Genomic DNA, 16,792 nt, shown 5'->3' with positions numbered 1-16,792 from the left:
AATTACAAATAAGTGAGAATACAATGGAAGTAACAATTACAACAGACAATTTCGAAAGTTATAAGAATGGCGATAAGCCTCTAGTAGTAGATTTATGGGCTACATGGTGTGGACCATGTCGTATGATAGGTCCAATTATTTCAGAGTTGGCCAATGATTATGATGGAAAGATTGTTGTAGGTAAGTGCGATGTTGAAGAGAATGATGACATTGCTATGGAGTTTGGAGTTCGTAACATCCCAACAATTCTGTTCTTCAAAGACGGACAACTTGTTGACAAGTTTGTTGGTGCAGCATCAAAGGATACAATAGAGGAAAAGTTCAAAGCTCTGCTTTAATCTTCCAAAAAAGATATTAAAAATCCCGCTATCATGTGATAGCGGGATTTATTATTTTCAGAATTCCAGAACTCTACAATTGTTCTCTTCAGTAATGGTTACTTTGGTAGCATCCTCAGGGAGTATTTCCTCTATTAGTTCAGGCCATTCCAAGAAACACAAGTTTCCGCTATAGAAATAGTCCTCATATCCCATGTCATATACCTCTTCCAATTTCTTTATCCTATAGAAATCAAAGTGGTATATAGGATCTCCATTTCCAGAAGTGTATTCGTTGACCAACGCAAATGTAGGTGATGTTATCACATCCTGAACACCAAATTCTTCGCATAGAGCCTTTATGAACGTAGTCTTACCAGCTCCCATTTTTCCATAAAAAGCAAATACTTTACCGTTGCCCATGTTTTCAATAAACTGCTTTGCAGCAACATGGATGTTGTCTAATGAATCGATTTTAATTTTCATATTTTCCTATTTTTATTTTTTGCAGTCAATGTAATTAATGGAATTAGCATCTCTTCCATGGAAACACCTCCATGTTGAAAAGTATCCTTATAATAAGATACATAGTAATTATAGTTGTTAGGATATGTTAAGAAATAATCCCCGGTAGCAAATACATAAGAAGTACTGATATTAGGTGAAGGCAGTAGCACCTTCTCCGGATTCTTGATAGCATAGATATCCTTTGTCTTATAATTGAGATTCTTTCCGAATTTATACCTTAAGTTTGTATTCGTATTTCTGTCACCTATGATTTTTATAGGTCTTGTTACCCTGATACAGCCATGGTCAGTAGTAAAGATAACCTTATGTTTAGATTGTGACAAAAAAGCGAATAAGTCAGCAATGGCAGAGTGCTGAAACCAGCTTTTTGTAATACTACGATATGCAGATTCGTTATTGGCAAGTTCTCTTACCATTTTAGATTCTGTTCGTGCATGACTAAGCATATCGATGAAGTTGATAACGATGACGTTGAGATCATTATTTTCCAGATCCCTGATATGCTCAATAAGTTTGTCCGCAGCAATAGAGTCATTTATTTTATGATAGCTGAAAGTATATTTCTTCCTATATCTGTCAAATAATGTTTGTATGAGACTTTCCTCGTTCAGGTTCTTACCCTCTTCCTGATTTTCGTCTACCCAGAAATCAGGGAAGATATCAGCTATCCTCTTTGGCATAAGGCCGCTGAATATGGCATTGCGGGCATATTGAGTAGCTGTTGGCAAGATACTCATATACATATCTTCCTCTATTTCGAATAAGTCAGCAATTTCTTGAGATAATACTTTCCATTGATCATATCTGAAATTATCAACGACAACGAGGTTGACTTTTTCTCCATGGTCCATGAGAGGGAAAATCTTTCTCTTGAAAATGTCCGGACTCATGAGAGGACGGCTTTCATTTTCCTGTGATGCCGTTTGCTCTTCAATCCAATGTTCATAATTGTTTTTGATATATTTAGCGAAACCGATGTTAGCCTCTTCTTTCTGCATCTTGAGCATTTCTGTCATAGGACTATTCGTATCGCTCAATTCAAGTTCCCAATGTACCAGCTGCTTATACAGACTCATCCAGTCACGATAATTGTTGCAACAGTTTATCTTCTGAGCAATCTGTTGATAACTTTGTTGATAACTAGTTTGGGTAACCTCAGTTATAATTTCCTTCCGATGAATATTTTTCTTGAGACTAAGAAGAACTTGACTAGGGTTGACAGGTTTGATAAGATAGTCAGCAATTTTAGAACCTATTGCCCGCTCCATAATATTTTCCTCCTCACTCTTTGTGCACATGACAATTGGAGTAGATGGTTGAATCTCCTTAATCCGCTGTAGAGTCTCCAGTCCATCAAGTCCTGGCATCATCTCGTCTAATAACACCAAATCAAAGGTCTGATGCCTACAAAGTTCTATGGCATCAGGTCCATTACTGGATGTCGTGATGTGATATCCTTTCTTTTCAAGGAATATGATGTGGGCCCTGAGTAATTCGACTTCATCATCTACCCATAAAATTAAACCATTACTCATATCTAAAATCCTTCCAAATCGTAGTATTCGTCATCGATATTATTTGTTACTTCTTTCTCTTTCTCCTTTGTACTGCTGGTTGTTGACTTTACATCTTTCTTGTTCTTGTCTATTTTATTGTTTACGCCAGAACTCTTGGGGATACCAATGAAGATATCGTCATCAAGAATACGGTCAACATCCTCAACAGTAGGTTGTTTCGTATCAACTTTGTCATTCGTTATGATCTCCGTTGGTTCTGTGAGCAGATTGAAAGTGCTGATCTTCAGAGGAGCAAAGTGCTTTGTGTAATACCTTTTATAATCTTCGTAGCTCAGCGATGGCCCAATCAAGTCCAGATTCTTTCTGCTGATGACCAAGAGGTCACTATTCTTTAGCAGACTCATGATGTTCTGATGACGACGTAAAGCCCTTGTATACTGGAGAGCTTCATCGAAGTTCTGGAAACCATCTATGATCATTCTGTGCATTCCCCTGTCAGGTTTGATGCTGATATTAAAGTTTCTGACCAAATAAGTTGTGAAGTTGAATTTTGCGACCTCGAATAATAACTGGTTCTCGTTAATGGAATCAGGATCGTAGACCATGACAGACAGATGTTCAATGTCCCGGCTGTTGATGAATGTCTGTTTCGTGATGGAGTCGCTGTCGCTTGTCGTTTCAGACCGATACTTCCAGATCGAATTCATGTCGAATTTACCACCTTTCAAAGTTCTTCCCTCATCTACGCCGTTGATGATCATCCCCGCAATTTCACTAATCCTACTGTTTGGATAAGTCTCTACGATGACTTTCATGTCATTCATGCAACCCTTCAAGTCTCCGAAATGGAGCTTGTTCAGTCCGGCGATGAAGATAAACTTATCGCGATTAGCCCCTAATGGATATTTCTTCTTACTGATTTCCTCATTAGAAGTCACCTCCTGATATCTGCTTTCCTTGAAGGCATTGTATGTAGCTGCATAAAGAGAATCTTCCAACTGCATTTCCATTTTGGCATTCTGAATATAGTTGGGGTTAGAGAGAATCTCAGCCCAGACACTCTTTGGACAGTTGCGCTTTAAAGCATCAGAATAATAACGAGCTTTCGCGTTCTCCTTCTTTAGCGAATATAGTAGGAATAAATTATAGTATGCATCATCGATTTTTTCATATTTAGGATAATCAGAAACAAGTCTGACCAGATATTTCTCGCTCCGGTTAAGATTGTTGAGTTCGTCTTTGAAGATGATACCTGCATGATAGAGAGCATCTTCTATAATCTTATTACTTGCTTCTTTTTGTTCCTTACTAAATGGAATCAGAGCCAGATAATATGCACGTTTGAGCGGATTAAGAGAATCGTTCTTGATATTGTTCTTACGAATCGTCTCCTGACTGTTTTGATAAACAGCCAGTTCGTCCTGTTTGTTTTGGATCACAGAATCAGTGCTAACGACAGTCGTGTTCGAACGTTGCCAATGATCTGTGTTCTCTCTTTTACCCCATATTTTCTGGAATGTTATCTTTCCCTGTGCAACGGCTGTTGGGTTGTAAAAGTACCATAATCTGTTGTTCTCTTGTTTTTGTCCAATGCTCTGGGCAGATAAATCGCTCATATTGTTTGTTGGGAGAATAGTAGGCATCTCCTCTTCATGACTCTTTGCATTCTTCTTATATTCCGCAATTACGCGGTCGATAGCTGCATTCCGGTCCTTTTCAGACATAGCAGCTAATCCCTGTATAGAATCCTGAAGGTGTATTGCCTCAATATAAGGAACTAACGCATCCAGAATTCTAGATCTATCCGAAATCTTCTCATATTCAGGATGTTCTTGGTCTAACATCCCGAAAGCATCCCGAAAGCATCTCCTAGCATCACTATATTCTTCTTTTGTCCAATATAGATTACCCAAATGGAGTAGAAGGGTTCCCTTCTCGATACCGTTTCTTACCGAAGAAGTGTTACCCAGTTCATAGGCTTGGATGGCCTTTACCGTATCTCTTTTGGCAAGAAATATATTTCCAATGGCATAATAGATCTGGTCGAGGTATTCCTTGTTGTTATCAGATTCAGCCATCCGATATAATTTATTTGTCATCCTTGAGGTCTGACTTGAGGCCAAAACTTCGGTCATTGCGATACGTGCATTGAACTCCAATTCGTATGGAGGGTTCAGCTTGATAACATGCTTGAATGCCTTATATGCTTCCTGATGATGCGATAGAGCTGCTTCCAACTGACCGATAATAAACCATTCGCGAGCCTTCTGTTTGTTTCTCATTTCGTGAGCCACAACCTTTCTCATATACGGAATGGCTTTTGTAAATTCGCCTGTGTGAATATAGTAATCAGCCAAAGTGTAATCCCATTCCTTTTTGGCACGCCAATCAATAGAATCTCTGTACATATCTTTGATGACATCTTCGGCATCATACATCAGTCCTTGTTCTACGTATGATTTTGCAAGCCATGCACGAGCTTTTCCATAGATGGCAGGTTGGGTGGCATATAGACGACTCATATATGAGAATGTAGAAGCAGCATCCTCGAAAGCTCCCATGTGGAATTGTGACCGCCCCATAAGCATCCATGCTTTCCATAAGAAAGGATTATATTCCTTTCTGTTGAGCCATTCTTTGTCTTTGACGCTTTTCTTTCTGTTCTTGTTCCATATCGGTCGGCGATGGATGCTGTGCTGCTGTATTGCCTTTTGACTTTTTTCTATAGCTTTTTGGAAATTCGATGCCCCCAGCGACTTGCTATTTTTATTATTAACGGTATAAAGCGGCAGAAGTTCTGTGAAGTTATCCTTGTTGCCGTCCTCCTTTTCCAACGAACCGTCAATATAAGCAACCTTTCCGTTGTAATAGGTATTATACTTCGTCATGAAGGAATGCCACCACCGGCTTTGCGCAGTATTTTTCTGCGTAGAACAACCTGATATAATCAGACCTCCGATAAACACAGGTAGTAATAGATTTAAAAGACTGTTGCTTCTCAAGATGGTCGCTTAATGGATATTTTTTGTACTAATTTACAGATGGAGTATACGACGACGCTACAGAAGATGATAGAAGCTCCCGACGGCACATCCAGTTGATAGCTGACAGACAAGCCCAGTAGACAGTCAATCCATCCGATAAGAATACTTAGAGAAATCATTCTCTTCCACGAGAAAGTGAACAAGTTTGCCGTCATCTGTGGAATCGTAAGAAGGCTGATGGCGAGTACGATGCCGACCATTCTTAAAGTAGAAACTATAGATAATGCGATGAATGCCATCATAGCGTATTCTATGAAAGTGACCGGTAACTTCTGTGACCGCGCAAAAGTTTCGTCAAAGGCGATGCTTTGAATAGGTCTCAGGAAGAAGCAGAACGTCAGAGCTACTACGATTGTGAGTATGCCGAGAATCCATAAGTCGGCTTTTTCTATCGTCAGGATACTTCCAAAAAGAAAAGACGGAAGGTCGGGAATGAATTCCGGTGACATGAAACAGCAGATGATACCGATGCTCATTCCTAAGGTCCAGAATACGGCGATAGCAGAGTCTTCTCGGATATCGCCATGGTGTGATATCCATTGGATGCCGAAAGCACTTAGTACAGAGAATAACATCCCCGAGAAGATAGGATTGATTCCAAAATATACTCCTAAGCCAATGCCTCCGAAAGAAGCATGGGTTATTCCTCCGCTGATGAATACCAGTCGGCGGGTTACGATATATGTACCTATGAAGCCACATAGGATACTAGCCATCAATGAGCCAATAAGTGCATTCTGAAAAAATGTGTATTGTAGGATGTCTATCATCGTCTCTATCCATTTATTAGCATAACAAGTTCATCCTTTAGTTGGTCAGGGATGTTGATGCCTCTTAGCAACAAACTCCTGTTCCAACCTGCAACATCTTCCTGTTTCATTGTATATAAGACTTCGGAGAATTTCTCCACTTCCTCTTCCGTATATGAATCAGAAGGACGACCAATAAAGGCGTCTAACTCTTCATCATCATAATACTCTATTTCCTTGACCGAAGCCTCCATCATACATTCCTGTTCACATTTGGCATCCGTTCCATTGCATGTCGCGCAGTCAGATGTTGATGCGTGTACAACATCTGGCTCTCCATTCTTCTTTGAAGAGAACAGACCGATGATGGCTGTAACTAATCCTAGAACAATAATTGCTATAACGAGATATAACATGTTATTTCTTATTTATTATGAATCCAGCCTTTTCCAAATCCTCCCAATATTGCGGATACGATTTACTTACTACCTCAGGATGGTTGATTTCCAGTCCTTGATGATGGAAGGCTGTAGGAGCAAAGGCCAATGCCATACGATGGTCTTCATACGTTTCTATAGGTTGATTGGTAGGAGTACATCTCTCACCATCCCAGAAAAGTGTGTTGTTGTTCTCATCATGAATGACGAATCCCAGTTTCTTTAATTCATTTTTCAACGCTTCAATTCTGTCAGTCTCTTTGATCTTTAGAGTTGCCAAACCTGTGAATTTGAATGGTATTCCCATCTCGCAACAACATACGACGAAGGTTTGAGCAAGATCCGGAGAACCTGTAAAATCGTAATCGAGTCTTGGCAACATACACTTATGCTTCTTAAGTGTAACGGTCGTTGGTTTCCCTTGCTGTTTACTTGCAAAAGTCGTCTTTATGCCGAGAAGACTGAAAATGTATCTCAGCACAGAATCTCCTTGCTTAGAGCCATCCATCAAACCTTCCAGTTTTATACAAGAATTCGTATCGTTGGAAAGAGCCAGTATTTCATACCAATAAGAAGCAGCACTCCAGTCATTCTCTATGAGATATTCCCGGTCTTGATATGGAGTTGGTTTGATGGTAACGGTGTCGACATCTGTCCAGTCTGCCTCAGCACCAAACTCTCTCATTGTCCATAATGTCAAATCGATGTATGGGCGTGAGATGATATCTCCCGTTAATTTCAGTTCAAGTCCATTCTCTAAGACAGGTCCGATCATTAATAAGGCAGATATAAATTGAGAACTGATGTTTCCAGGGACCTCAAGATGTCCACCTTCCAGTTTCTTACCTTTGATACGGAGTGGGGGAAAACCTTCCTCTCCTGTGTATTCTATTTCAGCACCAAGATATCGTAACGCATCTACCAATATCGCTATAGGACGGTGTTTCATTCTTTCTGTTCCGGTGATGATATGCTCTTCGCCAACCTTTGTGGCCAGATAAGCTGTAGTAAATCTCATTGCTGTTCCAGCCGCTTTGATATCTATGACCTCGGGCATATTTTTCAGAGCGTTGATAATCACTTCTGTGTCATCACAATTGCTGAGATTTTGTGGTATGATTTTTCCTTTGGCAATCGCATGTATGATGAGAGCTCGATTACTAATACTTTTTGATGCGGGTAATTTAATAGTTGTATTAATCTGCTCTGGTGCTGTGATAGTATATGTCATTTCTATTTTCTAATCGTTATTGGTAAATTGATGATTTCATCATTGTAAGATGCTCTTGTCTCAGTAGATGTCTTACTGTTCTTCTTTGGCCCTGGGATGAGAGGACTATAGTATAGAACGTTTCTGATGCGTTTGTACTGATCTTCTGAAATCCTGTCTGCACAGGTTACAGAATAATCCATTATGTTATGCGAATTGAATTCTTCTCCTTCGCAGTTTGTTCGTTTTATAGCCTTTGAGAATGATATCTCCGGTGCTTTCAGATATTCTGTAAGCCATTTTTCGTATTCAAGTTTATTATACGACGGCGTATCTTCGCAATGATCGGTATCTTTGCAATCATCTGCATATTCTCCATTGTCTTTTTCCGCAAAGACATGAAGTAAACCGAGGTAATGTCCCAGTTCGTGGGCTAATGTAGAACTTACGTCAACCATACTGGAATTGTATCTGTCTTTTCCTAAAAATGCTGTATAACGCTTGGAATCATAGTCGGCACTAGCATAGCATTCGTTGATGGATATACAGTAAGGGAAGGCAAGATTTGATTTGGTTATAAAAGTTTTATCCGTGGCTTTAAGGCCTTCCAATTCATGTTCGCTTGCGTTGTATGGTAGATGAGAGATTCCTAAAGTTATAGTATTGTCTTTGCTGTCAGACTTGAAAGGATAAACCATGATATTGATATAGTCATTAGGTTCCCAGATGTAACTGGTGTATGGACTTCTCCCTTTTTTGTTCCATTTCATGAATTCCTGAGGGTTGATGGAGTCACCCGCCCATTCTACATATTCGATGCCTGGGTATTTAAGTTTTTCACCCTTCTCGTTATGTGTAGCCAAAACGAAATCTACACCCATATCTTTTCCTATTGATTCTGAGTCGTAAAGCCCTTTCCACAAATCGTTGACATTTTGAAGGATAAAGGCTATACGTGAGATGTTATAGGTGCTCTTGATTTTGTTCAAATTGTAGTTGTCAGGGTCTTTGAAATAGAAGATATGGAATATTACAGGAAGCTGGTATCTGTAGTTGTCTGTAATATTGGTATCACGATCTCTATCTTGATCATAGTTGAGATCAATCTCTTTTGTGAAGTTGCTGGCATTGTAGTAGCTTTCTATTTCTTTTTCACTACTACATCCCACGAATGTCAGTGAGAATAATAGAAATGCTATATTGATATAATTCTTCATTACTTACCTTATTACATATTTGCAAAAATACTACAATTCGATGAATATGCCAAATTATAGTTCTTAACCCTCGGTTAATATTTGTTAAGTAGCTTTTCGTGTGTACACCATGCCTATTTTGATTAGGTTAATAGATTTAACATTAGAACTGTAAATGTTAAAATAAAGCATGCTGACTTTTTTCGTCATCTAGAGAATTTGGTTGTCTTTTAGCTTTTAAAAATATCAGTTTTTCTTCTCAAAAATGTATTATCGGGGGCTTTTGTTATATGTGTTTGTCAACGCAGTTAACTGCGTATGGCTACGCAGTTAACTGCGTGAGTCGATGTAGTTATGTGTATTAGGTGATAAAATGGTAATATTGAGGGCGTAAAGATAAAAATATGATGTGTGAGTTTCTGTAATTGACTGATAAAGAATAAGTTGTAAAAAGCTATGTGCTTTTGATATTCAAAATTATGCGGTGAGCAAAAATGAATTCACGAATTATGAGTATCTTTTGTTAGGTGGAAATTAAGGAATGAAAAGCAATATTAACATTTCTGGGCGCTTCTTACGTACGCCGAGATTATTCGATAGATAGATACAAATATATCAGAACTAGAAGGAACGACTTTAAGAGAATAAAACGATGCCTTCTGTGTTGTTATTACAAAAACGTTTTGTAATTTTGCAGTTGTTAGTGTCGTAACCATGTTGGTTTTTATGGAATCAGCAGTATAATTTAATAAAGTATGAAAAAGTCAATTCTTATAGTTTTAAGTTTATGTTCCTTTATTGCCACTTTTGGTCAATCTGCATCCTTATCTTATAGCATATCATATAAGCATTACCATGGTTTATATTTGAAGGATGATGAGGCTAATGTTGTGGATTTGGATTTGGAGTGGCCAGAATATCTGAACTTCTCTTCAGAGCCGGTTTTGCAAAGATATCTCAATCAGATAGTCTTCGATAATAATGATACATCTTATCAAGAATCGTGCCGAAAATACCTGTCGAGCTTTGGTAACTTGGTTAATGGTCAACTTCATTCCGTACCGGATGATTCTAAGTTTTGCTATATTGATGTCAAACTTCATGTTGTCGGCTATAGTTTTGGGCGCTATATTTCCTATAGTTTAAGTAAGAACGTTGTGCCTCAAGATTCCTCGAAGATGAAGAAACAGAACCTACTCTGTTATTTTACTTACGACATGATAAACGATAAAATACTGATGGTTAGGGATGTCTTGAACCCGTTTAAAATAAAAAATAGCGAGAATGTAAGAAATGAACTAGCGATGGCGATACTCGTTAATTCAGAATCTCCGATTCAAAACAATGGGGTTGAGAGAATGATTTATGATGCCGTGTTAAGTAAGTATGGAATGGTGTTTTATTATACATTATATTCTCAAGAGACTGGTGTCTTTTCTTCTCGGGCTACAATACCTTTTAAGGATAAGTTGAACATTCTTTCCAAACCGGTAAAGAAGCTTGTTGGCTGCGATATTCCTAAGATCTCAGTACATGGAATACCGCAAAATACCTTTGATGGTGATACCGATATGGTTTACACAGAAGTAGATGTTTTGCCTGAGCCTAACCTGTCACAGCCACTTGATTCTTATTTAAAAGAAGGACTGGATTTTCCGATACCGTTTATTAAGTATGCTGATAAATTTAAGTGTGGATTTTCTTTTGTTGTCGAAAAGGATGGCTCCTTGAGTAATATGAGATCTATTATTCCTTGTGATCCGGAAGTGGAAAGAGCTATAATAGATAAATTTGCGTTGATGCCTAAGTGGAATCCTGCAAAAGTAAATGGGAAAGCAGTGAGATGTTTTTGCGTTTTCCCAATTAGTGTAAGACTAAAATAGAATAAGTTTACTATTTGCTTTTAGAAATCGCTTGATATGTATCGATTTGATATATATCAAGCGATTTCTCTTTCATTTGTTATAATGATAAAATGTTTACAATGTATGCTAATTTGAACTGAAAGATGATGGTAAAACGCTGTGTGCGGTAACAGCAGGTATTGATAGCACTTGTTGACAAAATGTAATGTGGTGGGGCTGTTTTCTGCTATTTGTAAACTTGTCGTTTTTCAAAGTGTAAGTTTTATGCCCGATTTTCATTAAGTTTTAAATTGAAAGGTGTATTTGCAATTATAACTTTTTCTGCGTGAAAAATATTATATAAAATAGTGTTAAAAAAGTTTTTATATATAAGATTTATACATTATATTTGCAGTAGAAATAAAAACATAATAACAGATTATAAACTAAAAACGTACAATCATGAAACGTATACTTTTGATATCAGTTATGGCTTTGATGACCATCGCAAGTTTTGGTCGTAAGCATGTTGAAAATGCAACTGTAGTTGCTGATACAATATATTATGCTGCAAATATGATGAATGTAGCATCTGCTGATCAAGCTAGTTATTACAGACTGTTGATGACGACTGGTCAAGGAATTCATAAAGAGGATGTCTTCCAGGATTTTTATATGAATGGAAATCTGAAAGCTGAAGGTGGATATAGCTTCGTAGACCTTGGCAATGATGCCAATACCATTTTGAATGGTGAGGTTACCACCTATTATATTAATGGTAAGGAGAAATGGCACGGAAACTATGTAAACGGTAAGCGTGAAGGTTACTTCACATTGCAGATGCGTGATGGTGGTGTTGCTGTTATCCAGTTCGTAGGCGGTAAGTCTGTTCACAATTACTTTATGATTACTCATAAGGACGGTTCAATGGAGAAGAAACCTCTTTCAGAAATTAAATCTCTGCTTTAAAAAGAATATTAATAAAATCTCTCTTATAAATTAAATTTTTGTTGAATACCACAATGACGAAAGCAGCACTCCGGGAGGAGTGCTGCTTTGCTTATATATATAGGTGTATTAACCTTTATCTTATCTAAGGATGTTTTGTTATAAGTTTATGTCTAGTTCGACAGGGCAATGGTCGCTTCCAAAAATCTCGGTATGTATCTGTGCATCTGTCATGAACTCTCTTAGTCGGTTGGATAATAGAAAATAGTCTATTCTCCATCCTGCATTTTTCTCTCTCGCATGAAAACGATAGCTCCACCAGCTGTAAGTTATCTGGTCTGGATATTTGTATCTGAAGGAATCGGTGAATCCATTGCTTAGTAGTTGAGTCATCTTTTCGCGCTCTTCATCGGTAAAACCTGCATTCCTTCGGTTTGACTTAGGATTTTTGATATCAATCTCTTGGTGGGCTACATTCATGTCCCCACAAACAATAACGGGTTTGGTAGCATCCAACTGGTGTAGGTAGTTCTGGAAATCGTCCTCCCATGTCATGCGATAGTCCAGACGGCGTAAACCGTCTTGTGAGTTAGGAGTGTATACCGTTACTAGATAGAAATTTTCAAATTCTAATGTGATAACTCTACCTTCATGGTCGTGTTCATCAATTCCAATGCCATAAGTAACGTTTATAGGTTCATGCTTGCTGAATATTGCTGTACCGCTATATCCTTTCTTGTCTGCATAGTTCCAATAAGCGTGATACCCAGGGAAATTCAAATCCAATTGTCCTGCTTGCATCTTCGTTTCCTGCAGGCAAAAGAAATCGGCATCTAGTTGATTGAAGTAATATTCAAATCCTTCGCTTATTACTTTGTCATTGTCATCGGTCTTAGGCTTCATACAGGCTCTGAGACCATTCACGTTCCATGATATAAATTTCATATCTTATATGCGTTTAGATTCACCCCGTAGTAAACTCATGAATTCCTGTCGTGTGGTGAGGTCATCGAATACTCCACAATAATCGCTTGTGGTTGTTATAGAATTCTGCTTTTCAACACCACGCATCTGCATACACATATGCTTGGCTTCGATTACTACCATCACACCCTGAGGTTTCAAGGTCTCCTGAATGCATTCCTTGATTTGTTGGGTTAGTCGCTCTTGTACTTGTAAGCGATGGCTGAAGATATCAACAACTCTGGCAATTTTACTTAATCCTGTGATATATCCGTTAGGAATATAAGCTACATGACATTTGCCATAAAAAGGGAGCATGTGATGCTCACAAAGAGAATATACATCAATATCCTTTACGATAACCATCTGGTTATAGTCTTCTTTGAATAAAGCATCTGTTAATACCTTGTGAGGATCTTGTGTATAGCCACGTGTCAGAATCTGCATAGCTTTTGCTACGCGCATAGGCGTCTTTTGTAGTCCTTCTCGTTCTGGATCTTCACCAAGAAGCTTTAATACCTCTTTATAATGTGCGGCCAATTCGTCAAGGCCATCGCGAAATTCTGTTTCTGGATTCATATCGTTATTTCTGAACTGTTATCTTTCCCTTTACCAAACATGCAGAGTGGTATCCCATCTTTCTTATTTCCTTTAGCATCCATTCTGCTTGAGAATAGCTTCGGAAGTTTCCTACGCGGCATATCCAACGTGGAGAGTAGAAATGTACATATACTGGTTGTTCTGGGAATTTCATCTTTATAGCATTGCCGATGCTTTCGGCTTTTTGTCGGTCAACTCTAGAGTTTCCTCCTGCAAATGCCTGTACACGATAACCTGTTACTTTGTAACTTCCGCGCATTACCTTTTTGCGCAGATTCACGGTTGGTATATCGAATTCTTCGTCTTTGGATTCGCGTTCTTTCTTGTTTTCCTGTACGTTATCTCTTGATACCTTGTTTTCGTGATTTGTCTCTTTACTGACAATAGGCTCTTTATGAATGTTGTTATTGGATACATTCTTGTTGACAGGAGTTTCTATATGTTTTGTATGGTCTGTAGAAGTCTTAGTAGGTTGTTGTTGGGGGTGACTGTTGTTTTGCTGTTGTGGATGACTGCCGTTTATAAGTTCGTCAATCTCCTTGCTTTGAGATACAGTCACGGTTCCTTCTCCCTGAACTTTCTTCTGAATATGTTCAAGGTAGGTCTGTGCGTTAATGTTTACGGCAGAACATAGTGCTACAAATAGAATAATGACGAATTGTTTCATTTTACTAAATAGTCAATTCTAAAAGAAATATGACAGGAGGACATAAGTTCTCCCGTCATATCATCATTAAATATCAATTACTTCTTCCAAGCATCAATGATACCCTTGAAATCAGCAGCCTTCAAAGAAGCACCACCGATCAAGCCTCCATCGATGTCAGGTTTTGCGAAGAGTTCAGCAGCGTTGCTAGGCTTGCAGCTACCACCGTAAAGGATAGTTGTATCCTCTGCAGCTTCTTTTCCGTACTTCTCTGCAACGATAGAACGGATGTATGCTAACATCTCCTCAGCCTGATCAGATGTAGCGGTTTTACCGGTACCGATAGCCCAAATTGGCTCATAAGCTAATACGATATTCTTCCACTCTTCTGCTGTCAAGTTGAAAACAGAACCTTCAAGTTCAGCCTTTACAACATCGTTCTGCTTGTTAGCCTCACGCTCCTCAAGAGTCTCACCACAGCAGAAGATTACCTTCAAACCGTTAGCAAGAGCCAACTGAACTTTCTCCTTCAGGATTTCTGCAGTCTCACCATAATACTGACGACGCTCTGAGTGACCTAAGATGACATATTGTGCACCTGTAGACTTAACCATAGCTGCAGAAACTTCACCTGTGTAAGCACCCTTTTCTTTGTCAGCGCAGTTCTCTGCACCAAGAGCTACAACATTCTGATCCAAAACATCAGCTACCTTAGCCAAGTGGATGAATGGTGTACAGATGATAACACCGCAGTTTGGTTTGTCTGCTGCTAATACGTCGTTGATCTCTTTTGCAAGAGCAACACCTTCTTGCAGGTTCTCATTCATTTTCCAGTTACCTGCTACGATTTTCTTTCTCATTTTTCTTTTCTTTTTTAGAAGTTGTTATACAATCTAATTCTATTTTCTTTATTTTCTGTTCTCCTTGATTTACCTTCTCTCTTACATACTTAGACCAAGCCCATAGGCGGTCTGCTATAGTTAGGAGTATGAGAGGCAGTATGAACCATAAGATGATTTCCAGAATCTTCTTGGGAATACTATTCTTTTCTAACTTCCCTAATGAACTTTCTTCTAGAGGCTTCTCCAGTTCTTTCTGGTTGGGAAGACTGTTATGACTCCATTTGTTGATGATAACTCCATGCTTGATGAGCAGAAGTCCTGGGTTACTCCTTATTATCGTTTTAAGGGTAGTCTCATCGGTTGTGCAAAATTCGTATTCTGCTCCGGTAAGATCCTGCCATCTCTTGATGCCGCCTTGATTACTTGCCGTAAGACAGTAGAAACCATAGTCGTGATTCTCTGCAAATTCATATATTTGTTCTATGTCTCCAAATCTGCTGTCGTCAGCAGTCTCCAGATGTGGCGCAATCAACAGGAATGTGTATCCTGGATCATCAAGTATTCTATTTGTAATGTCTTCGCCTTTGTGGCCCCTCTCTATTGTCGTAATCGAGAAATCGTGAATCGGAGGTTCATACCCTTTTTGAGTTTGGACAGTCTTTCGATCAACATATTCCCATGTGCTGTCGGGATAATTGTCGATAGTGAATTCCTTGGTTACTCCGTTCTTTCTCAGGAGGAAGGTGGTCTCAAATTCTGGTTGAGGGGCTCCTTTCGGTATAGTCATCTCTTGTTTGAGATTTGCCCCAATATGATATGGACGAAAATCGAATTGTGGTAATCCATATAAGCTAAGCCCACTTGAAATCAGAATGAAGATAATGGTGTAGTTGATCACTATCCATTGGTTCGACTTTGATATGAACCTGACTAAATCTAATGGCCATTTTGCTACTACGAGGGCACATGTCAAAAGAATGACATTCTTGCAAAGTGTTTGATTGTTTGTTAGTTTTATAGCATCACCAAAGCATCCGCAATCCTGTATAGGGTTGGCTATAACAAGCCAAAGTGATATTGCCATCATTGCTATCATGAAGAACAAAATAATCTTAGAACATATTCTTCTTCTGATTGCAAATAACATGAAGATTCCCAAAGAGAATTCTAATGCCGATAACAATATGGATGTAGTGAGCGTCAACCAATCGGGAAAGATATTCTGTAAGCTAATAGCCTCGAGATAGTCCTCGATCTTATATTGGGTGCCCATAGGGTCGATGGCTTTCACATATCCTGAGAAGATAAATGTTATAGCCAAGACGATGCGGCATAAATTGCTCAGTATGATTTTAATCTTCTCCAAGTTTTATAGCTCCGAATACAGCATAGTTAATGATATCCATGTAGTTGGAATCAATACCTTCACTTACAAGTGTCTGACCCTGAATGTCTTCGATTTCCTTTATGCGTTCTATTTTGGTAAGGATAAAGTCTGTATAACTACTTACTCGCATGTCTCTCCAGGCTTCTCCATAATCATGGTTCTTCTTGAGCATCAATTCGTAAGCTTCCTTAGTATGTTCCTCATACAAGGTGAGAGCTTCAGAATTTGTTATGTCTACGGAATCAGCAAATCCTTTTTCTAATTGAATAAGACCAATTATACCATAATTGATGAGTGCGATAAATTCAGGACGAATTCCTTCACCAACAAGTGATTCCTTCTTTATTTCAAGAGAACGAATGCGCTTGGCCTTAATGAACAACTGGTCAGTAAGCGATGATGGACGGAGTATTCGCCATGAAGCTCCGTAGTCGTGTAACTTCTTTTCAAAAAGCGCATGGCATTCTGCCATTATGCTTTGGAATTGCTCTTCTGTGTTTAAAGAATTCTTTGCCATAATCGGGTGCAAATTTAATTATTTCTTGTGATATAACCAAATAATTT

14 protein-coding genes and 1 pseudogene are annotated in these 16,792 nt (G+C 38.6%); 3 read left to right on the top strand and 12 right to left on the bottom strand.

The annotated features are described in order from the left end of the window. Nucleotides 1-23: 23 nt before the first annotated feature. Nucleotides 24-338 (top strand): thioredoxin, encoded by a 315-nt coding sequence (trxA, locus tag K333_RS0105340; protein ID WP_024989666.1) that lies wholly within the window; start codon nt 24-26, stop codon nt 336-338. Between the two features lie 57 nt (nt 339-395). Here the strand turns inward: trxA and tsaE are convergent, their stop codons facing one another. From tsaE to K333_RS0105305, 7 genes are read right to left on the bottom strand one after another with little or no spacing between them, the layout of a single operon-like run. Further along, complete coding sequence (gene tsaE / locus K333_RS0105335) at nt 396-803, bottom strand: tRNA (adenosine(37)-N6)-threonylcarbamoyltransferase complex ATPase subunit type 1 TsaE (RefSeq protein ID WP_024989665.1); 408 nt, start codon at nt 801-803, stop codon at nt 396-398. After that, nucleotides 800-2,380: a T9SS response regulator signal transducer PorX gene (porX, locus tag K333_RS0105330; protein WP_027452422.1), complete on the bottom strand. Its 1,581-nt coding sequence runs from the start codon at nt 2,378-2,380 to the stop codon at nt 800-802. Before porX ends, tsaE begins: the two co-directional genes overlap by 4 nt. A gap of 2 nt (nt 2,381-2,382) precedes the next feature. Then, nucleotides 2,383-5,328 carry a type IX secretion system periplasmic lipoprotein PorW/SprE gene (gene porW / locus K333_RS0105325; RefSeq protein ID WP_450097606.1) on the bottom strand — a complete coding sequence of 982 codons (2,946 nt, stop codon included), beginning with the start codon at nt 5,326-5,328 and terminating at the stop codon, nt 2,383-2,385. 32 nt (nt 5,329-5,360) lie between these two features. Beyond that, on the bottom strand, nt 5,361-6,176 hold the full coding sequence (locus K333_RS0105320; RefSeq protein WP_036886121.1) for a metal ABC transporter permease: 816 nt from the start codon (nt 6,174-6,176) through the stop codon (nt 5,361-5,363). Nucleotides 6,177-6,181: 5 nt separating this feature from the next. Next, complete coding sequence (locus K333_RS0105315) at nt 6,182-6,571, bottom strand: hypothetical protein (RefSeq protein ID WP_024989663.1); 390 nt, start codon at nt 6,569-6,571, stop codon at nt 6,182-6,184. A gap of 1 nt (nt 6,572) precedes the next feature. Continuing rightward, nucleotides 6,573-7,823 (bottom strand): 3-phosphoshikimate 1-carboxyvinyltransferase, encoded by a 1,251-nt coding sequence (locus K333_RS0105310; protein WP_027452420.1) that lies wholly within the window; start codon nt 7,821-7,823, stop codon nt 6,573-6,575. 2 nt (nt 7,824-7,825) lie between these two features. Then, the gene (locus K333_RS0105305) at nt 7,826-9,019 is read right to left on the bottom strand and encodes a zinc-dependent metalloproteinase lipoprotein (RefSeq protein ID WP_024989662.1); all 1,194 of its coding nucleotides are present in this window, start codon (nt 9,017-9,019) and stop codon (nt 7,826-7,828) included. 734 nt (nt 9,020-9,753) lie between these two features. Here K333_RS0105305 and K333_RS0105300 point away from each other — a divergent pair. Together K333_RS0105300 and K333_RS0105295 are read left to right on the top strand one after the other, a co-directional pair. Then, complete coding sequence (locus K333_RS0105300; RefSeq protein WP_024989661.1) at nt 9,754-10,881, top strand: energy transducer TonB; 1,128 nt, start codon at nt 9,754-9,756, stop codon at nt 10,879-10,881. A gap of 423 nt (nt 10,882-11,304) precedes the next feature. Then, a complete protein-coding gene (locus K333_RS0105295) occupies nt 11,305-11,811 on the top strand; it encodes a toxin-antitoxin system YwqK family antitoxin (protein ID WP_024989660.1) in 507 nt (168 codons plus the stop codon). A gap of 138 nt (nt 11,812-11,949) precedes the next feature. Here the strand turns inward: K333_RS0105295 and K333_RS0105290 are convergent, their stop codons facing one another. From K333_RS0105290 to K333_RS0105265, 5 genes and pseudogenes are all read right to left on the bottom strand, one after another. After that, complete coding sequence (locus K333_RS0105290; protein WP_024989659.1) at nt 11,950-12,735, bottom strand: exodeoxyribonuclease III; 786 nt, start codon at nt 12,733-12,735, stop codon at nt 11,950-11,952. A gap of 3 nt (nt 12,736-12,738) precedes the next feature. Then, on the bottom strand, nt 12,739-13,332 hold the full coding sequence (folE, locus tag K333_RS0105285; RefSeq protein ID WP_024989658.1) for a GTP cyclohydrolase I FolE: 594 nt from the start codon (nt 13,330-13,332) through the stop codon (nt 12,739-12,741). A 4-nt stretch (nt 13,333-13,336) separates the two neighbouring features. Then, on the bottom strand, nt 13,337-14,020 hold the full coding sequence (locus tag K333_RS0105280; RefSeq protein WP_024989657.1) for an SPOR domain-containing protein: 684 nt from the start codon (nt 14,018-14,020) through the stop codon (nt 13,337-13,339). 77 nt (nt 14,021-14,097) lie between these two features. After that, a pseudogene (locus K333_RS0105270) lies at nt 14,098-16,207 on the bottom strand (BT_3928 family protein). Then, nucleotides 16,194-16,745: a DUF1599 domain-containing protein gene (locus K333_RS0105265; RefSeq protein WP_024989654.1), complete on the bottom strand. Its 552-nt coding sequence runs from the start codon at nt 16,743-16,745 to the stop codon at nt 16,194-16,196. Before K333_RS0105265 ends, K333_RS0105270 begins: the two are co-directional and overlap by 14 nt. Nucleotides 16,746-16,792: the final 47 nt, after the last annotated feature.

Source organism: Segatella albensis DSM 11370 = JCM 12258 (assembly GCF_000426565.1).
Classification (GTDB): Bacteria; Bacteroidota; Bacteroidia; order Bacteroidales; family Bacteroidaceae; genus Prevotella; species Prevotella albensis.
This window is presented reverse-complemented; position numbering and strand designations above follow the sequence as displayed.